A 15,328-nucleotide genomic window follows, 5' to 3' on the forward strand; every position below is an offset into this window, starting at 1 on the left:
GGAGGTCTACTCCGAGGGTCTGACAGGACGTGTCTCCTCACAGGCGGACCGATCCGTCACACCCGCCCCGGCTACCGCAGCGGCAGCGGCAGCGGCAGCGGCAGCGGCAGCGGCAGCGGCAGCGGCAGCGGCATGGTGACGTGGACGATGCCCGCCTCCTCGTAGTCACCGCCCCGTCGCGTCGCCGCCGAGCGCGTGCACCGCGATCGAGCCGGCGGCGTGCTCCTCGATCTCCGGCGGCACGCTCCGCTGTCGACGAAGACCCGGGTGCGCAGAGCGGCGGCGTCCGGCCCGTCGGCCGGTGTCATCACGACCGCGGTCATGGCCGGCCCCGCCCCACGGCCCTCGCTCACGCCGTCCTCCCGGCGGGCAGCACCCGCGCCGGCACGAGGAGGAAGCGCAGGTCGATGAGGGCGTGCAGGAGGACGGGCAGCAGCAGCGAGCCGGTCTGCAGGTACACCGCGGCCATGACCCCGCCCAGGACTCCGGTGGTGACGACGCCGACCCTGCCCTGGTAGGCGTGGGCGAGGCCGAACGCCACGCCCGCGACGACGACCAGGACCCCCGTCGGCAGCCCGCCGGCCAGGGCGGCGACCACCGCGAGGAAGAACCCCCGGTACAACCACTCCTCGCAGACCCCGGCGGTCACGCCGACCAGGGTGAACAGCCGTCGCTCACCGGCCGTGCGCGGCAGGAGCGCGAGCGTGGCGGCACCGGGGGGCTCGGCATGCCGCCCCTGGGCGGGCGGGGAGTGACCCCGACGGCGCACCGGCTCCGCCGCCTCGAGCAGCGCCCCGCCGCGCAGTGCCCGGGTCGAGACGGCGACGAAGAGGAGCACGAGCACGATGACCAGGCCGGTCAGCGGGCCGGGCCACTGCTGCGGCCAGCGGAGCCCGACCTGGCCGGCGTCCACGCCCGGGGCCGAGAGGAAGACCACCAGCGCGAGCAGCGCCAGGCCCCACTCCAGCACGAGCAGGCGGCCGTAGAAGGAGCGGCGGGCGCCGGGATCGGTGCGCAGCCGACCCTCGAACCGGCGGTGCAGGACGTGCCCCACCATCGGTTCGCCCACCACCAGGTAGCCCGCGACCACGACCGCCGCGAACGCTGCGGGCCCGAAGTCGGCGAGGGAGCCCGGCAGGTCGCTCACGCCGGACTCAGGTCTCCGCGCGCAGGAGGGCCAGCGCGCCGGCGAGGTCGTCGGGGTACTCGCTGGTGAACTCCACCCAGCGGCCGTCGGCGGGGTGCGGGAGGCCGAGCCGGACGGCGTGCAGCCACTGCCGCGCCACGCCGAGGCGGGCCGCGAGGGTCGGGTCGGCGCCGTAGGTCGTGTCGCCCACGCAGGGATGGCGCAGCGCGGAGAAGTGCACCCGGATCTGGTGGGTGCGCCCGGTCTCCAGCCGGATGTCGACCAGGCTCGCTGCCGGGAACGCCTCCATCACCTCGTAGTGGGTGACCGAGGGGCGGCCTCCCTGGACCACCGCGAACCGCCAGTCGTGCCGGGGGTGGCGGTCGATGGGCGCGTCGATCGTCCCCCGCGACGGATCGGGGTGGCCCTGCACGAGGGCGTGGTAGCCCTTCTCGACGGTGCGCTCCTTGAACGCCGCCTTGAGCGCGGTGTAGGCGCGCTCGCTCTTCGCGACCACCATCACGCCGGTCGTCGCCGCGTCCAGCCGGTGCACGACGCCCTGCCGCTCCGCCGCGCCCGACGTGGAGATCCGGTAGCCGGCCGCGGCCAGGCCGCCGATGACCGTGGGACCGTCCCAGCCCGGGCTCGGGTGCGCAGCCACGCCCACGGGCTTGTCGACCACGACCATGTCGTCGTCGTCGTGCAGGATCGTCATCCCGACGACCGGCCGGGGCGCCGCGGGCTCCCCCGGCGGCGGAGGCAGCTCGACCTCCAGCCAGCTGCCACCGGTGAGCCGGTCGCCCTTGCCCCGTACGCGCCCGTCGACGACCACGTTCCCGGCGTCGGCGACGTCGGCCGCCACGGACCGGGAGAGGCCGAAGAGCCGGGACAGCGCCTGGTCGACCCGCTGGCCCTCCAGCCCGTCGGGCACCGGGAGCGCACGGTGCATGCCGGGAGAGGAGATCACGGATCCCATTGTGACGTGCGCAGCCCGGCGAACCTCTGAAGGTGGCTCAGGCGACGTCGGGGGCCGCCGCCTCGTCCTTCCCCCGCGAACCGTCGAACTCGATGCCGCGCAACGCGAGGACGACCCCGAGGATCCCGCCGCAGACGATCGCGGAGTCGGCGACGTTGAACACCGGCCAGACGCTCCCGTCGGGCGCGAACACCGAGAGGAAGTCGACCACTCCGCCGCGCAGGAAGCCCGGGTCCCGGAAGATGCGGTCGACCAGGTTGCCCAGGGCGCCACCGAGGACCAACCCGAGCGTCACGGCCCACGCGGTGGAGAACAGCCGCCGCGCCGTCCGCACGATCACGACGGCGACGGCCACGGCGACGAGGGAGAACACGACGGTGAAGCCCTCGGCGAAGGAGAAGGCCGCCCCGGTGTTGCGCAGGTTGGTCAGGTACAGCGCTCCCCCGAGCACCCGGATGTCCTCACCCGGCTCGATCGTCGCCACGACGATCAGCTTGGTGATCAGGTCGGCCGCCAGGATCCCTGCGGCGAGGGCGAGCAGCAGCCGCGTCCGCGGCCGGCGCCCAGGGGTGGACTCCGGGCCGTCCGCCGGATCGGGCTGCTCGCTCACCCCGACGACGATAGCCGCGCGGTGTGCCGGGGCGACCGCGTCACCGGCCCGGGGAGTCGTCGAGTGCCAGCCAGACGGCCGCGTCTGCGGGCAGGCCCTCGGTGCACGGGGCGCTGGACAGGACGACCCGACCCGGTCCGGTCAGGGCCAGCGGCTCGGCAGAGAGGTTCACGACGCAGCGGAACGACGTGCCCCGGTCGAAGGCGAGGACGTCGGGCTCCGTGCTCCGCCAGGTCATGCCCGTTCCCCCCAGGCCGCGCCGCAGGCGCAGCGCCGTGCGGTACAGGGCGAGCATCGACCCCGGGTCCGAGCGCTGGGCGGCCACGGTAGACGCCGCCCAGTCCGCCGGCTGCGGCAGCCAGGGCTCGGCGTCGTCCGCCGTGAAACCGAACGGCGGCCGGTCGCCCTCCCAGGGCAACGGCACCCGACAGCCGTCCCGACCGCGGACGGTGTGGCCGGAGCGCTCCCAGGTCGGGTCCTGGAGCGCGGACTCCGGCAGGTCCTCGACCTCCGGCAGACCGAGTTCCTCCCCCTGGTAGACGTAGGCGGAGCCCGGCAGCGCGAGGGAGAGCAGGGCGGCCGCCCGGGCGCGGCGGCGCCCCAGGGTGAGGTCGCTGGACGACGCGGGAAGGGGCGCGCCCCCGAAAGCCGCTCCCGTGTACGCGCGCCCGAAGCGGGTGACGTGCCGGGTCTCGTCATGGCTGGACAGCACCCAGGTCGCCGGCGCACCGACGGGTTCCAGCGCGGCCAGGGTGCCGTCGATCACCTGCCGCAGGGCACCGGCCTCCCAGGGCGCCGTCAAGTAGTCGAAGTTGAAACTGGTGTGCATCTCGTCCGGGCGCACGTAGCGGCTCAGCCGCTCCGGACCGTTCACCACGGCCTCGGTCACGAAGAACCGGCCGCCCGGATAGGAGTCCCCGATGCGCCGCCAGCGCCGGAGGATGTCGTGCACCTCGTCGACGTCCCAGTGCGGGTTGCCCACCCAGCTACGTGACTCGAACGCCGCCCCGGGCCCGTGCCCGGCGTCGGGAAGCCCGGCCACCTTGGCCATGGCGGGAGCCGCATCCACCCGGATCCCGTCGACCCCGCGGTCGAACCAGAACCGGAGGATGTCGTCGAAGTCCTCCCGCACGCCCGGATGCTCCCAGTCGAGGTCGGGCTGCTGCGGGGCGAACAGGTGCAGGTACCACTGCCCCGGGCGCCCGTCCGGCTCGCGGACCCGCGTCCAGGCCGGCCCCCCGAAGGCGCTGATCCAGTCGTTGGGTGGTTCGCCGCCGCCGGCCCGTCCGTCGCGGAAGAAGTACCGCGCGCGTTCAGGCGAGCCCGGTCCGGCTGCGAGCGCGGCGATGAACCACGGGTGCTGCTCCGAGGTGTGGTTGGCGACCAGGTCGATGATCAGCCGCAGTCCGAGCGCGTGCGCCTCACCGAGCAGGGCATCGGCGTCCGCGAGGGAGCCGAAGCGCGGGTCGATGTCGCAGTAGTCGGCGACGTCGTAGCCGCCGTCGGCCATCGGTGACGGATACCAGGGCGTCACCCAGACGGCGTCGACGCCCAGGTCGGCCAGGTACGGCAGCCGTCGCCGGAGGCCGCCCAGATCCCCGGTCCCGTCCCCGTCGGAGTCGGCGAAGCTCCGGAGGTACACCTCGTAGACGACGGCCTCCCGCCACCACGCGTCCGATCCCATCGATGCCATCCCCGAGCCTGGTGACGTGCTGGATCGGCCGCCCCTTGCGGATCCCGCGCAGTGCCTGGAGGCGTGGGGGAAGGGCGGTACTCCATGTGTCAGGCCGATGTCGCCGTGGCCCCGCCCCTCTGCGCGTCGACCGTCTGCGCCTGAGAGTCCTCGAGCTGCTCGACGCGGTCCTGGGTCGCCAGCCGGGTGAGCTCGGCACCGGCCTCGGCGTCACGGGTGAGGTTCTCCCCCGATTCCGGGTCGAACACGTGCACCTTCCGGCTGTCGAGCCAGAACTCCGCCTCGCGGCCCTCGCGGATACGGCTGGTCGCGTCGATGGACACGATCGCCTGCGTCCGCAGCTCCTCCGCGTCCAGCTCGCGGGACAGGTCGCGCAGCTGGGCCTGGATCGCCTCGGGGGCTTCGTACGGGATGTAGGCGTACTGGGAGTCACCGAGCCACTCGGTGACGTCGACGCGGGCCCGGAAGATCGAGCCGAGCGGCCGCTTGGCGTCGTCCACGAGGGAGGCGTCCTCGAAGTACTCCGGCCGGATGCCGACCAGCAGCAGGTCGCGGCCGGTGACGGCCGCCGCACGCTTCTCGTCGAGTTCGATGTCGCCGAACGGCGTCCTGAGCCGGCTGCCCTCCGGGGTGGCGGGCAGGAAGTTCATCGGCGGGGAGCCGATGAACCCGGCGACGAACAGGTTGACCGGCTGCTCGTAGAGCTCGCGCGGGGAGGCGACCTGCTGGATCTTGCCCTTCCGCAGCACGCAGACCCGGTCGCCCAGGGTCATGGCCTCGGTCTGGTCGTGGGTGACATAGACGGTGGTGATGCCCAGGCGGCGCTGCAGCCGGGAGATCTCGGTGCGCATCTGCCCGCGGAGCTTGGCATCGAGGTTGGACAGCGGCTCGTCGAACAGGAACGCCTCGGCCTGCCGGACGATCGCGCGGCCCATGGCGACGCGCTGACGCTGACCACCGGAGAGGTTGGCCGGCTTGCGCTCGAGGTGATCCTTGAGTTCGAGGACGTCGGAGGCTTCGGTGACGCGGCGGCGCACCTCGTCGTCCGGGGTCTTCGACAGCCGGAGCGGGAAAGCGATGTTCTCGTAGACCGTCATGTGCGGGTAGAGCGCGTAGTTCTGGAACACCATCGACAGGTTCCGGTCACGCGGAGCCAGGTCGTTGACCCGCTTGCCGCCGATGACCATGTCGCCGCTGGTGATGTCCTCCAGGCCGACGATCATCCGGAGCAGTGTGGATTTGCCGCAGCCGGACGGGCCGACGAGGATCATGAACTCCCCGTCGGCGATGTCCAGGCTGACGTCGTTGACCGCCGGGAAACCGTCGCCGTACTGCTTGACGATGTTCTTCATCTCGATGGAGGCCATCAGTGCTCGTCCCCTCGGTGGGATGTGGTTCGGGAGTTCGGGATCGGGGGTCGGTTCATGCCGGTCAGCCCTTGACCGCGCCGTTGGTCAGGCCGGCGACGATGCGACGCTGGAAGAGCAGGACCAGGACGACGACCGGGATCGTGACGATCACCGCGGCCGCCGCGATCGCCCCGGTCGGGTCCTCGAACTGTGAGGCGCCGCTGAAGAGGCCCAGCGCCGCGGGCACCGGTCGCGCCGCTTCGGTGGAGGTCAGCACGATGCCGTAGACGAAGTCGTTCCAGGCGATGAAGAACGCGATGATCGCCGTGGTGAACACACCCGGGGCGGCGAGCGGGACGATCACCCTGCGGAACGCCTGCCAGGTCGTGGCGCCGTCGACCTGGGCGGCCTGCTCCATCTCCCACGGGATCTCGCGGAAGAACGCCGACATGGTCCAGATGGAGATGGGAAGGGTCAGCGACAGGTACGGGAGGATGAGCCCCGGCCAGGTGTCGTACAGCCCGATCTGGCGCCAGACGTTGAACAGCGGCGTCACGATCGAGATGACCGGGAAGATCGCCACCGCGAGCGCCGTCGACAGGATCAGCCGCTTGCCGGGGAAGTCCAGCCGGGCGATGGCGTACGCGGCGAACATCGCGAGCAGACACGAGATCGCCGTGGCGATCAGGCAGATCCCGAACGAGTTCCGCAGCGCCGGCAGGAACAGTTCACTGGCGTTCCCGGTGAGGATCGTGGAGTAGTTGTCCCACGACACATTCGTGGGCGCGAACTGGCCGTTGGCGATGTCCGACGGCGCCTTGAGCGAGATCGAGATGATCCAGGCGATCGGGAACAGCGCGTAGAGGACGATGATCGCGCCGCCGACCCACCACATGACCTTCTTCCGAGTGGACATCGGTCACTCCCCCCGCGCCGAAGACAGGTCGACCTTGAACGCCTTGATGAAGCTGAACGCGATCAGCACCACGGCGATGAACAGCAGGACGGAGACTGCCGATCCCAGCCCGATCTCCAATCGGGCGATGGTTTGTCGGTAGGCAAGGAACGACACCGATTCCGTGCCGTTCGCGCCGCCGGTCATGATGAAGATGCTGTCGAACACCCGGAAAGCGTCGAGCGTGCGGAACAGCAGGGCGACCATGATCGCCGCCTTCATGTTCGGGATCGTGACCCGCCACAAGCGCTGCCACCAGGTGGCGCCGTCTACCTGCGCGGCCTCCTGCAGCACCTCGGGCACCTGGGCCAGGCCGGCCAGGAGCAGCAGCGAGATGAACGGTGTCGTCTTCCAGATCTCGGCCAGGCAGATGACCAGGATCGAGGTCCCCCAGTCACCGAACCAGTCGGTGTCGGCCGACACCCCGGGTATCCAGGTGAACCAGGAGTTGACGAACCCGGTGTTGATGTCGAACGCGAACTGCCAGGCGAAGGCCGACACCACCGTGATGACCGCGTACGGGATGAGGATTGCCGCCCGCACGACGGGCCGGATGGAGCTGAGCGCCTTGGCCATCACCATGGCGAGGCCGAAGCCCAGCACGAGCTCCACCGCCACCGTCACCACGGTGATGAGGACGGTGACCCAGATGGCCTGCCACCAGAGGCCGTCGCTCAGGATCACCCAGTAGTTCGTCAGCCCGATGAACTCCCGGTTCGCGGGGTCGGTCAGCCGGTAGGAGAACAGCGACTCGTAGACCGCCTGCAGGATGGGGTATGCGGTCACCGCCAGCATCACGAAGAACGCAGGACCGGCCAGCATCCAGCCGAGTTTCCGTTCGCTGCGGGACCTGTCGCTGATCCCGGCCTTCTTCTTGGGCGCCGACTTCGGCTGGGTCTTCTCACCGGGTGGGAGCGTCGTCGTACTCACAGCAGTTCCTCCCCTCGCAGGACGGCGAGGATGAGCTCGCTCGCCTCTTCGCCCGTCTCTCCTGGTTCCACCGACGACGCGGGGTGGTAGACGCGCTGCAGCGCTCCGGACACCTCGCTGTAGTAGACGGTCTGCGGCCGTGGCGCCGCCATCTCCAGCGACTCCCGGATGAGGGGGGCCTGGGGGAACACCTCCAGCACCTCGGGATCGTCGTAGACCGAGGCCTTGCTGGCGGGGTTGCCGTTGCTGATGAAGTAGTAGGCCTGGTTCTCCTCGGAGACGATGCACTCCGCCGCCTCGAAGGCGGCGTCGACGTTCTCGCTGAAAGCCCCGATGCCGAGGTTGATCCCGCCGTAGGGCGGCGCGCTCGGCTCGCCCTCGACGGTCCGGGGGTAGAGCGCCCAGCCGTAGTCCTCGGGCACGCTCGCGTCCAGCGTGCCGGCCTCGACCGCACCGAGGGCCCGCCCCCAGACGAACGGCCAGTTCACCATGAACGCGGCGTCGCCGTCCTCGAAGTCGGTGACGTTCGCGTCCTCACCGGCGGTGGAGAACGCCGGCCCTCCGACGGTGCTGACGTTCTGCATCACCTCGGCGGCCTCGACAGCGGCGTCCGAGGTGAGCCCGAGCTCGATGTCTCCCGGATCCTCCGCGGTCTCCTCGATGATCGAGCCGCCGGCGGACTCGATGAGGGCGTTGACCCAGACGGTCAGGGCTTCGGCCCGGATGCCCTGCGCCGCGATCTGGGTGTCCTGGGCCTCGGCCGCCTCGACCAGCTGTTGCCAGGTGACCGGCTCCTCCATGTCGAGTCCGGCCGCCTCGGCGACCGATTGCTTGTACCAGAGCAGTTGCGTGTTGGCCCAGAACGGGATGGCGACGATCTCGTCGTTCCACGTCGAGCCGTCGATGGCGCTCTGCACGACGTCCTCGGTCACCCGCTCGGCGACGTCCTCCGGGACCGGCGCCAGGAAGCCCGCCTCGGCGAACTCGGGGATGTAGGGCGGGTCGAGGCTGATGAGGTCGATCGAGGAGTCCTCGGCGGCGAGCCGCCGGATCAGCTGCTCACGCTGCTGGGAGGACTCGCGCGGCAGTTGCGCGGTCTCGATGCGGTACGCCCCACCGGCCTCCTCGGTGCACCGGCTGGCGATCTCGGCCTGACCACCGGCATCCGGATTGATGTACCAGGTGAGCGTTTGCGCGCCGCCGTCGTCGCTGCCGCAGGCAGCCAGGGTTCCGGCGGCCATCAGCGCGGCGGCCGCACCCGCGACCCCTCGTCGCCGGGGCAGCCTCCCTCGGGCGCCCCGCGGAACGGCCGATCTCTCTCTGGGTCGTCCCTGGCCAGCAGCTTTCGGCATTCGTCATCGCCTCCGTTGGCGCGACAGCGACAGGTGGTCACCGCGGTCTTCGGAGCGTGGTGCAGGTCACATGGAGTGTCAATTCGAACCGTTGCGGTGCGGCGATCGTGACCGTCTCGTCATGCGGAACGGCGGACCTCACGCGTCGGGCCGCAGCTCGGCCCGCACCGACGGCGTGGTGATCTCCTTGGGGGTCTGCGGCAGCACGTGGGCGACGTAGGACTTGGTCGCCTCCGCGGTTCCGACGTCGCGCCGGGCCTTCTCCGACAGGAACCACCGGTGCTCGAGCACCTCGTGGAAGACCTCGGCGGGTGCCAGCCGGCCGGCGAGCTCGCGCGGGATCGCGGCCACCACCGGCTGGTACACCTCGGCCAGCCAGCGGTGGGCGGCGAACGACTCCGACACCGGGTGCCCCACCTTCTGCTCCAGATGGGCGCGGAAGGCCACGATGTCGTTGAGGAGCCGGCGGGCCTGGCGCTCCTGCACCTCCAGGCCGGTGAGCCGCAGCAGTTCCCGGCGGTGCTGACCGGGCTCGGCGACCCGCGTCTCCACGCGCAGCTTCGCGCCCTCCGGCGAGGTGATCAGCTCGACCTCGCCCACGTCGAACCCCAGGTCGTTGAGCCGCCGCAGCCGCTCGGTGATCCGCCACTGCTGCTCGTCGACCCCGAACACCTGCTCGGCGGTCACCTCCTCCCACAGCGCCTCGTAGCGCGGGGGCAGCCCGGCGGCCACGTCGACGGGGTCGATGCTCTCGGGAAGCAGCCCGCCGTACTGCAGGTCGAGCAGCTCCGCTCCCACCCGCTCCCGGGCGAGGTCCACGTCGTAGGCGCGCTGCCCAGGCGACAGCGACGGGTGGCGCTCGACGGTCTCGGCGTCCACCAGGTAGGCCGCGAGCGCCCCGGCGTCGGGCCGGAACAGGGTGTTGGACAGCGAGCAGTCACCCCAGAAGATCCCGGCCAGGTGGAGCCGGACGAGCAGCTCCACCATCGTGTCGAGGAGCTGCTCGGCCGAGTGCTCGGCCCGGGGGCTGGAGAACAGCCAGCGGTAGGACATCGAGTACTCGAGGTAGCGGGTGACCAGGATGGCCTCCTGGTCCTCCGACCGGTCGACGCAGATCCCCAGGACGGAGACCGTCGGCAGCCCCTCCTCCTCGAACCGGGTCAGCAGGGCGTACTCGTGGCGGGCGAGGCGCTCGTTGATCTCCTTCAGCGCGAAGACGCGTCCCCCGGTGGCGACGAAACGGACGACGTGCCGCGAGATGCCCCGCTGCGGCACCTCCAGCAGCCGGCTCGGGTCCCACTCGGCCAGCGGCCGGTCCCAGGGCAGGCTCAGCAGTCCCGTCGCCTCGGCAGCGGGTGGCCGGAACAGGAACCGCATGTCCGCGCTCCCACCCGTGAACGGTGCTGTCGAGCTCACGATGCCACGGCAGCGGCCCTCCTGCAGGGACCCGCCGCGAGCCAGGTGACGTACTGGAGCGGCCGCCCTCCAGGGTCCCGCGCCGGGCGTGCGAGACGTCGGGGGAAGGGTGGTCCTTCTTCAGTCCAGGTCGGTGGCCCGCCCGTCCTCGCCCCGCCAGCTGGCCAGTCGCCCGGCGCGGCTGACGGCCCGCAGCCGCCGCTCCGCCTCCGGCCTCGAGCGTCTGGCCGACACCAGCAGCGCCTGGTCGCCCCGCATCAGCCTGGTCGTGTCGTCGGGGACGAACGCGCGGCCCTCGCGCACGATCAGCACCACCGCGGCGTCCTCGGGCAGCCGCAGCTCGGGGAGGTACACGCCGTGCAGCCGGGAGCCGGGTGGCACGGTCAGCTGCATCAGGTCGGCATCGAGCTGCTCGAGCGGCGCCGACTCGACGTCGACGTCGCGGGGGGTGACCGGCGCGGCGATCCGGAGTCGCCGGGCGACCCATGGCAGCGACCACCCCTGCACCAGGGTGAAGACGACGACCAGGACGAACACGGTGTCGAAGATGTTCTCCGCGCCGGGAACCCCCGCGGTGAGGGGGAAGGTCGCCAGGACGATGGGGACGGCGCCCCGCAGCCCCGCCCAGGACACGAAGGCCTGCTGGGCCCCGGGCCAGCGGAAGAAGGCCAGGCTCACCACGACCGAGATCGGCCGGGCGACCAGCAGCAGCGCCCCGCCGACCACCAGGGCGGGCCCGAGGGCGTCGAGCAGCCGGGACGGCGATGCCAGGAGGCCCAGGAGCACGAAGAGGCCGATCTGGGCCAGTGACGCCATGCCCTCCGCGAAGCCGATGCTGGCCGAGCGGTGCGGGAGGGCGGCGTTGCCGAGCACCACGCCGGCCAGGTAGACCGCCACGATGCCCGACGTGGCCGCCAGGGTGGCGACGGAGAAGGCGAGCACGCACAGCGCGAGCATGGCCAGCGGGTAGAAGCCGGCCAGGGGCAGAGCCACCCGCCGCAGGAGCTCCGCGCCGGCCAGGCCGATCGCGATGCCGAACACCGCTCCCCCGACCAGCTGTCCGACGACCTGCAGGACGACCAGCCACCAGGCCGCGGCATCGGAGTCGGTCAGGTAGGCGGCCAGCGTGGTGACGAGCAGGATCGCCGGGGCGTCGTTGAGCCCGCTCTCGGCCTCGATCGCGGCGGCGAGCCTGCGCGGCAGGGGTAGCCGGCGCAGCGCCGCGAACACCGCGGCCGCGTCGGTGGACCCGATCACGGCGGCCAGCAGCAGGGCGAAGCCCCAGGTGGCGCCGAGCAGCCAGACGGTGATCGCCGCGGTGATGCCGACGCTCACGGCCACCCCGACGGTGGCCAGCGTCAGGCCCGGCCCGATGGCCCGGCGCACGTCGGACCACCGGGTGGTCAGACCGCCCTCCGCGAGGATGATCACCAGTGCCGCAACGCCGAGGTTCTGGGTCAGCTCGGCGTCCTCGAACTGCACCCCGAGCCCCGCCTCGCCGATCGCCAGGCCGATGCCGAGGTAGATCAGCAGGCTGGGCAGACCCAGCCGGTCGGCCAGTCGCAGGGCGACCGCGGCCACGAGCACGACGACGCCGCCGATCGCCAGGGCGACGGTGACCGTGGTGTTCACCGGGCGCCGTCCATGGGGGCAGTCTCCCGTACGCCCGCACCACCGCCGCCGCCGCAGATCCAGGATGCGCCCCGCAACCCGTTTGGCGGGTCGGGGAGAATGGGGGCGTGAGTTCTCCCTCCCCCGCCGGTCCGTTCGCCGCGCTGCCCCCACAGGTCGACCTGCCGGCCATGGAGCAGCAGATCCTGCGGCGCTGGGAGGACGGCAAGGTCTTCGCCCGCTCCCTGGATGCGTCGGCCGGCCGGCCGCAGTGGAACTTCTACGAGGGCCCGCCGACGGCCAACGGCAGGCCGGGCACCCACCACATCGAGGCGCGCGCGTTCAAGGACGTCTTCCCGCGGTTCAAGACCATGCAGGGCTGGCACGTGCCCCGCCGGGCCGGCTGGGACTGCCACGGCCTGCCGGTGGAGATCGCGGTCGAGCAGGAGCTCGGCTTCGCCGGCAAGCCCGACATCGAGCGCTACGGCATCGCCGAGTTCAACGCGCGCTGCCGCGAGTCGGTCGAGCGGCACGTCGACTCGTTCTCCGAGCTCACCCGCCGCATGGGCTACTGGGTCGACATGTCCACGGCCTACTGGACGATGGACCCGGCCTACATCGAGAGCGTCTGGTGGTCGCTCAAGCAGATCTTCCAGAAGGGCCTGCTGGTCGAGGACCACCGCGTCGCGCCGTACTGCCCGCGCTGCGGAACCGGGCTGTCCGACCACGAGGTCGCCCAGGGCTACGAGACGCTCACCGACCCCTCGGTCTACGTCCGCCTGCCGGTCACCAGCGGGGAATGGGCCGGCAAGGCCGACCTGCTGATCTGGACGACGACGCCGTGGACCCTGCCGTCCAACACCGCCGTCGCGGTGCACCCCGACGTCACCTACGTCGTCGTACGCACGGACGCCGGCACCTTCGTGGTCGCCGAGCCGCTGGTGACCGCCGTCCTCGGCGACGACGCCGAGGGCCATGGCATCGAAGTACTTGCACGGACCACCGGCCGCGACTGGGAGCGGGTGAGCTACCAGCGGCCGTTCGAGCTGGTCGAGTTCCCGACCGACGTGCCGACCCACTACGTGGTGCTGGCCGACTACGTGACGACCGAGGACGGCACCGGGCTGGTCCACCAGTCCCCCGCGTTCGGCGCCGAGGACCTCGCGGTGTGCCGTGGCTACGGCCTGCCCGTGGTCAACCCGATCGACCCGACCGGGCACTTCCTGCCCGAGGTCCCGCTGGTCGGCGGCCACTTCTTCAAGGCCGCGGACGCCGCGCTGGTGGAGGACCTGCAGAACCGCGGCGTCCTCTTCCGGGAGCTGCGCTACGAGCACAGCTACCCGCACTGCTGGCGGTGCCACACGCCGCTCATGTACTACGCCCAGCCGTCCTGGTACATCCGGACCAGCCAGATCAAGGACCAGCTGCTCGCCGAGAACGAGCAGACGAACTGGTACCCCGACAGCATCAAGACCGGCCGCTACGGCGACTGGCTGAACAACAACGTCGACTGGGCGCTGTCCCGCGACCGGTACTGGGGCACGCCGCTGCCGATCTGGCGCAACGACGCCGACCCGAGCCGCCTGGTCGCCGTCGGCTCGCTGGCCGAGCTGTCGGAGCTGACCGGACGCGACCTGTCCGACCTGGACCCGCACCGGCCGTTCATCGACGACGTGACGTTCACCCTGCCCGGCGAGGAGGGCACCTTCCGGCGGGTCCGCCAGGTCATCGACGCCTGGTACGACTCGGGCTCGATGCCGTTCGCGCAGTGGGGCGCCCCGCACCGGAACGAGGCGGAGTTCGAGGCGTCCTACCCGGCGCAGTTCATCGCCGAGGCCATCGACCAGACCCGCGGCTGGTTCTACACCCTGATGGCCATCGGCACGCTGGTGTTCGAGAAGAGCTCCTACGAGAACGTGCTGGTGCTGGGCCACATCCTCGCCGAGGACGGCCGCAAGATGAGCAAGCACCTGGGCAACATCCTCGAGCCGATCCCGCTGATGGACCGGCACGGCGCCGACGCCGTCCGCTGGTTCATGCTGGCCGGCGGCTCGCCGTGGTCGGCCCGCCGCGTCGGGCACGAGACGCTGTCCGAGGTCGTCCGCAAGGTGCTGCTCACCTACTGGAACACCGCCAGCTTCTTCACCCTCTACGCCGAGGCCAACGGCTGGGACCCCACCACCTCGCCGGCGCCGGCGCGGGCGGAGCGGCCGCTGCTGGACCGGTGGGCGCTGGCCGAGCTGGCCGCCGTCACCGACGGGGTCACCGCGGCGCTGGAGGACTTCGACACCCAGGGCGCCGGCCGGCTCATCGCGGAGTTCGTCGACGACCTCTCCAACTGGTACGTGCGGCGTTCCCGGCGACGCTTCTGGGACGGCGACCCCGCCGCGCTCGCCACGCTGCACGAGGTGCTCGACGGCCTGACCCGGCTCATGGCGCCGTTCACGCCGTTCGTCACCGAGGAGGTCTGGACCCGTGCGGTCCTCCCGGGCCTTCGGGACGACGCCCCGGACTCCGTGCACCTGGCCTCCTGGCCGGCTGTCGACGAGGACGCCCGTGACGACGCGCTGGTGGCGCAGGTCGACCTCGTGCGTCGCCTCGTGGAGCTGGGCCGGTCGGCCCGCACGTCCGCCAAGGTGCGCACCCGTCAGCCCCTGGGCCGCGCCGTCGTCGCCGCTCCCGGCTGGGCGTCGCTGCCGCGCGACCTGGTGGCCGAAGTGGCCGACGAGCTCAACGTCCTCGACGTCGCCGAGCTGTCGGTCGCCGAGGGCGACCTGGTCGACGTGAGCCTGAAGGTCGACTTCCGGGCCGTCGGCCGTCGCCTGGGCAAGCAGGTCCAGGCGGTGGCGAAGGCCGTGGCCGCCGCCGATGCCGTCCAACTCACCGCCGCCTACCGCGCCGGCACGGCCACCGTCGAGGTGGACGGGGCACAGGTGGGCCTGGAGGACGGCGACCTGATCGTCACCGAGACGCCGCGCGAGGGCTGGACGGTGGCCAGCGGGAGCGGCCTGACCGTCGCGCTGGACCTCGCGCTCACGCCGGAGCTGGAGCGGGCCGGTCTGGTTCGCGAGGTGGTCCGCCTGATCCAGGAGGCACGCAAGACCAGCGGCCTGGAGGTCAGCGACCGGATCGAGCTGTGGTGGGCCGGGAACGGCGCGGTGGCCGAGGCGCTCACCGAGCACGCCGAGCAGGTTGCCGGTGAGGTGCTGGCCACCACAGTGCACGCCGGCACCGCGGGGCAGGGAGCCGGCTTCGAGGGGCCCGAGGGGCTGCGATTCTGGGTGGCCCGCGCCGCATAGGCCCCGGCCCG

Annotated in this window: 12 protein-coding genes; 1 reads left to right on the top strand and 11 read right to left on the bottom strand. The window is 71.8% G+C overall.

Going from position 1 to position 15,328, the window contains the following annotated elements; genetic code table 11:
* Positions 1–71: 71 nt before the first annotated feature.
* The 11 genes from FHU33_RS25015 to FHU33_RS14075 all read right to left on the bottom strand — a co-directional run bounded on the left by FHU33_RS25015 (position 72) and on the right by FHU33_RS14075 (position 12,039).
* On the bottom strand, positions 72–353 hold the full coding sequence (locus tag FHU33_RS25015) for a hypothetical protein (protein WP_170182454.1): 282 nt from the start codon (positions 351–353) through the stop codon (positions 72–74).
* Positions 350–1,147 (bottom strand): CPBP family intramembrane glutamic endopeptidase, encoded by a 798-nt coding sequence (locus FHU33_RS14030; RefSeq protein WP_142025895.1) that lies wholly within the window; start codon positions 1,145–1,147, stop codon positions 350–352. Before FHU33_RS14030 ends, FHU33_RS25015 begins: the two co-directional genes overlap by 4 nt.
* A gap of 7 nt (positions 1,148–1,154) precedes the next feature.
* A complete protein-coding gene (locus FHU33_RS14035; protein WP_211355128.1) occupies positions 1,155–2,102 on the bottom strand; it encodes an RluA family pseudouridine synthase in 948 nt (315 codons plus the stop codon).
* A gap of 37 nt (positions 2,103–2,139) precedes the next feature.
* A complete protein-coding gene (gene lspA, locus FHU33_RS14040; protein ID WP_142025896.1) occupies positions 2,140–2,712 on the bottom strand; it encodes a signal peptidase II in 573 nt (190 codons plus the stop codon).
* 40 nt (positions 2,713–2,752) lie between these two features.
* Entirely contained in the window at positions 2,753–4,396 is a 1,644-nt protein-coding gene (locus FHU33_RS14045) for a glycoside hydrolase family 13 protein (RefSeq protein WP_142025897.1), read from the bottom strand.
* 98 nt (positions 4,397–4,494) lie between these two features.
* Complete coding sequence (locus FHU33_RS14050) at positions 4,495–5,772, bottom strand: ABC transporter ATP-binding protein (protein WP_142025898.1); 1,278 nt, start codon at positions 5,770–5,772, stop codon at positions 4,495–4,497.
* Between the two features lie 64 nt (positions 5,773–5,836).
* Positions 5,837–6,670 (bottom strand): carbohydrate ABC transporter permease, encoded by an 834-nt coding sequence (locus FHU33_RS14055; protein ID WP_142025899.1) that lies wholly within the window; start codon positions 6,668–6,670, stop codon positions 5,837–5,839.
* A gap of 3 nt (positions 6,671–6,673) precedes the next feature.
* Positions 6,674–7,639, bottom strand: a complete 966-nt coding sequence (locus tag FHU33_RS14060; protein ID WP_142025900.1) for a carbohydrate ABC transporter permease — start codon at positions 7,637–7,639, stop codon at positions 6,674–6,676.
* Positions 7,636–8,880 (bottom strand): extracellular solute-binding protein, encoded by a 1,245-nt coding sequence (locus tag FHU33_RS14065; RefSeq protein ID WP_142025901.1) that lies wholly within the window; start codon positions 8,878–8,880, stop codon positions 7,636–7,638. Before FHU33_RS14065 ends, FHU33_RS14060 begins: the two co-directional genes overlap by 4 nt.
* A 249-nt stretch (positions 8,881–9,129) precedes the next feature.
* Complete coding sequence (locus tag FHU33_RS14070) at positions 9,130–10,407, bottom strand: DUF4032 domain-containing protein (protein WP_246063616.1); 1,278 nt, start codon at positions 10,405–10,407, stop codon at positions 9,130–9,132.
* A gap of 120 nt (positions 10,408–10,527) precedes the next feature.
* Positions 10,528–12,039, bottom strand: coding sequence for a potassium/proton antiporter (locus tag FHU33_RS14075; RefSeq protein ID WP_142025902.1), 1,512 nt, complete (start codon positions 12,037–12,039; stop codon positions 10,528–10,530).
* Between the two features lie 107 nt (positions 12,040–12,146).
* Between FHU33_RS14075 and ileS the strand changes: the two genes are divergently transcribed.
* Positions 12,147–15,317, top strand: a complete 3,171-nt coding sequence (gene ileS, locus FHU33_RS14080; RefSeq protein ID WP_211355131.1) for an isoleucine--tRNA ligase — start codon at positions 12,147–12,149, stop codon at positions 15,315–15,317.
* The last annotated feature ends 11 nt before the right edge of the window (positions 15,318–15,328 follow it).

The sequence above is a fragment of the Blastococcus colisei genome, assembly GCF_006717095.1.
GTDB lineage: Bacteria > Actinomycetota > Actinomycetes > Mycobacteriales > Geodermatophilaceae > Blastococcus_B > Blastococcus_B colisei.

Bases quoted from the DNA above. Each gene is read 5' to 3' on its own strand.
- FHU33_RS14035 (WP_211355128.1), bottom strand. From the start codon at position 2,102: ATGGGATCCGTGATCTCCTCTCCCGGCATGCACCGTGCGCTCCCGGTG.
- FHU33_RS14045 (WP_142025897.1), bottom strand. From the start codon at position 4,396: ATGGGATCGGACGCGTGGTGGCGGGAGGCCGTCGTCTACGAGGTGTAC.
- FHU33_RS14050 (WP_142025898.1), bottom strand. From the start codon at position 5,772: ATGGCCTCCATCGAGATGAAGAACATCGTCAAGCAGTACGGCGACGGT.
- FHU33_RS14055 (WP_142025899.1), bottom strand. From the start codon at position 6,670: ATGTCCACTCGGAAGAAGGTCATGTGGTGGGTCGGCGGCGCGATCATC.
- FHU33_RS14065 (WP_142025901.1), bottom strand. From the start codon at position 8,880: ATGGCCGCCGGAACCCTGGCTGCCTGCGGCAGCGACGACGGCGGCGCG.